Genomic DNA, 3,667 nt, shown 5'->3' with positions numbered 1-3,667 from the left:
ACGCGGCAGTGTCCACGCCGGGCATCCTCGTCACGCAGATCGCCGTGCTGGAGCAGCTTGCGGCGCAGGGCCTGGATATCTCTCGCGCGGTAGCACGACTGGGCCATTCCCAGGGCACCCTTGCCACCTTCGTGGCGGACGGCTCCATGCAGCCGGAGCATGCTATCGCCCTGGCACAGCTCATTGGCGCGGCGCTCACGCGTACCGCGCGCGCCGAGGGACTCCTGCGTACAGCGGACAACGCCCCGATGCTTTCTGTGCAGGGTGCGACCCGCGCGCAGCTCGAGGCCGCTGGCGCGACGATTGGCCTGCGCAATGGCCACAAGAACTTTGTCATCGTGGGCGCGGACAACACTGCCGTGCGCGCACGGCTGGAGAAGGCCGCGGCGCGCTCTGCCCAGGCGCATGAGAATAAGGAACGCGGTGGCGCCGCGTTCGCGCCGAAGTTCACTGAGCTCGATATTCAGACGGCCTACCACCACGCGTCGCTGGAGGCCGCGGTCACGCAGGTCGTGGCCTGGGCATCTGATCTTGGTCTGGATGCGCAGCTTGCCGAGCGCGGTGCGCGTGTAGTGCTCACCGACACGGTGGACTGGAGTGCAGAAGTTTCCAGCGCCGTCGAGGCCGGTGCAAAGTGGATCCTCGAGTGCGGGCCCGCCGGTGGCGTCGCATCGCTTACCCACGAGCTTGTCGCGGGCCGCGGCGTAGGCGTCCTCGCCGTCGACTCCGCCGCAGGCCAGGCCGCGCTCTTCGACGCGGGTCGCGCGCCGGAGCTGCCGTCCTCGTGGGAGCGCTTCGCGCCTCGTATTCTTCCGGGGACCGAAGGTCTCCGCGTGTCGACCCGTTTTACCGAGGTCACCGGCTACTCGCCGGTCATGCTCCCGGGCATGACCCCGTCCACCGTGGACCCGGCCATCGTCGCCGCGGCCGCGAACGCCGGCCACTGGGCCGAGCTCGCTGGTGGCGGGCAGACGACGAATGCGTTGCTCGCTTCCAATCTCGAGCGCCTAGAAGAGCTCCTCGAGCCGGGGGTCAACGCCCAGTTCAACGCCATGTACCTCTCTGCCTCGCAGTGGCGCCGCCAGATCTCCGGCGAGCGCGCGGTGCCCAAGGCGCGCGCGAATGGCGCCCCGATTTCCGGCATCATCGTCTCCGCCGGCATCCCGCCGCTCGAGGAGTCCGTCGCGCTCGTGGAGCAGCTCCACGCCGATAACTTCCCGTGGGTGGCCTTCAAGCCGGGCACCGTGCGCCAGATCGAGCAGGTGCTCGCCATCGCTGACGCGGTGGAGACGCCTGTGATCATGCAGGTCGAGGGCGGCCACGCCGGCGGCCACCACTCGTGGGAGGACCTCGATGAGCTCCTCATCGCCACCTACGCCACGATTCGCGAGCGCGACAATGTCATCCTGGCTGTGGGCGGCGGCATCGGCACGCCCGAGCGCGGCGCCGAGTACCTCACCGGTTCGTGGGCAGGCGCCCACGAGATGGCGGACATGCCGGTGGACGCCATCATGGTGGGCACCGCCGCCATGGCGACCCTCGAGTCCACCGCGTCCCCGCAGGTCAAGCAAGCCCTCGTCGACGCGCAGCCCGTCACCGACAATGACGGCTGGGCCGGCGCTGGCCAGGCCNTCCTACGAGAACGTCACCGCTGGCTACGCGCCCGGCGAGACCGGCGTGGCTGCCGACATCCTGGTCGGCAAGGCCTGGCCGGCCGTCTTCGCGCTCATCGCCGCCGCTGAGACTCCGGATGGCGCGCCCGTCGTCGAGGGCCTGCTTAACCTCGTCCACCTGAACCACCACCTGGAGCTGCGCCGCGAGCTCCCGAACGCCGCGCAGCTCGACATCACTGCGAAGCTAGGCGACGTCGCCGACACGCAGCTCGGACGTGTCGTCCCCGTCACGGTCGACATCGAGGCCGATGGCGAACTCCTTGCCATCCTCGATGAGCAGTTCGCCATCCGTGGTCGCAAGGGCGGGGACGAAGTCCCGAAGACAGCGGGTGGCGAGCCCGTTGTCGAGAAGACCAAGTCTCACCGTCATCGCCTCGAACTCGACGCGCCGGAGTCCATGCACCCGTTCGCCGTCGTCACGGGCGACCGCAACCCGATCCACGTCTCGGACGCCGCAGCCAAGCTCGCCGGCCTGCCCGGCGTTATCGTCCACGGCATGTGGACCTCCGCTGTGGCCCAGCTCGCCGCCGGATTCGATGGCACGCACCTCGAGTCCTGGGACGCGCAGATGCTCAGCCCCATCCTGCCCGGCGCGCATCTCGTCATCGACGTCGCCCGCACCGCGCTGTCGGCCCGCGGCGGCGAGGTCCGCACCGTGACCGTCAACGTCGACGGCGAGCCCGCGCTCATCGGTACCGCCACGATGGCTGCACCGGTGACCTTCTACGGTTTCCCGGGCCAGGGTATCCAGTCCCCGGGCATGGGTATGGACGCCTTCGCCAACTCGGCTGCGGCCCGCGACGTGTGGGAGCGCGCGGACCGCCACACCCGCGCCAAGCTGGGCTTCTCCATCCTGGAGATCGTGCGCACCAACCCGCAGTCAGTCGTCGTGGCAGGGGAGACCTTCGCTCACCCGGACGGCGTGCTCTATCTCACGCAGTTCACGCAGGTCGCTATGGCGACCCTGGGCTGCGCCCAGATCGCGGAGATGGAGGAAGCCGGCGTGCTCCAGCACCCCGCCTTCTTCGCGGGCCACTCCGTGGGTGAGTACAACGCGCTCGCCGCGTACGCGCAGGTCCTCTCGCTCGAGGCGGTCGTTGACATCGTCTACGCTCGCGGTCTCACCATGCACCGCCTCGTCGAGCGCGACGAGCACGGCGTCTCCAACTATGGCCTGGCGGCCCTGCGCCCCAATAAGATGGGCATCTCCGCCGAGGACGTCTTCTCGCACGTCGCCGCCATCGCGGAGCAGACCGGCGAGTTCTTGGAAATCGTCAACTACAACATTGCTGGCGTCCAGTACGCCGTCGCCGGCACCAAGGCTGGGCTCGCTGCGCTCGCTCAGGACGCAGAACGACGCGCCCCGGGCACGCGGGCCTTCATCCAGATTCCGGGCATCGACGTGCCGTTCCACTCCTCGCACCTGTTGAACGGCGTTCCGGCCTTCCGCGCGCACCTCGACTCGCTCATCCCGGCTGACGTGGACCTCGACGTCCTCGTCGACCGCTACATTCCGAACCTCGTCGCGCGCCCCTTCGAGCTCACTCGCGAGTTCGTCGATTCCATGCTCAGCGTCGTGGAATCCGAGATCCTTGCCGGCATCCGCGCGGACTTCGACTCCGCCATGGAGGACCCGGTGAAGCTCGGTCGCACCCTTCTCATCGAGCTGCTGGCCTGGCAGTTCGCCTCGCCCGTGCGCTGGATCGAGACCCAAGACCTGCTGCTCACGGGCCTGGGCGTCGAGCGCTTCGTCGAGGTCGGCGTTGGTTCCTCGCCGACGCTCGCCAACATGCTGGGCCAGACCCTGCGCCTGCCGCAGTATGCGGAGTCCACCATCGAGGTCCTCAACATCGAGCGCGACCGCCCGAAGGCCTTCGCCGAGGATGCTGCCGATGCCCCCGCTGCTCCCGTCGCAGAGCCCACTGAGGAAGCTCCTGCCGAGGAGACCCCGGCTCCGGCCGCCGCTCCGGCAGCAGCGCCTGCTCCGGTCTCCG

At 69.0% G+C, this 3,667-nt stretch carries 1 pseudogene; it reads left to right on the top strand.

Annotated elements, in window-relative coordinates:
* Nucleotides 1–3,667, top strand: a pseudogene (locus tag BN9444_RS15295) (fatty acid synthase subunit beta domain-containing protein); the annotation flags it as partial.

The sequence above is a fragment of the Corynebacterium phoceense genome (genome assembly GCF_900092335.1).
In the GTDB taxonomy this organism is placed as follows: Bacteria; Actinomycetota; Actinomycetes; order Mycobacteriales; family Mycobacteriaceae; genus Corynebacterium; species Corynebacterium phoceense.
Note: the sequence above shows the minus strand (reverse complement) of the source record. Positions and strands in the feature narration are given on the sequence as shown.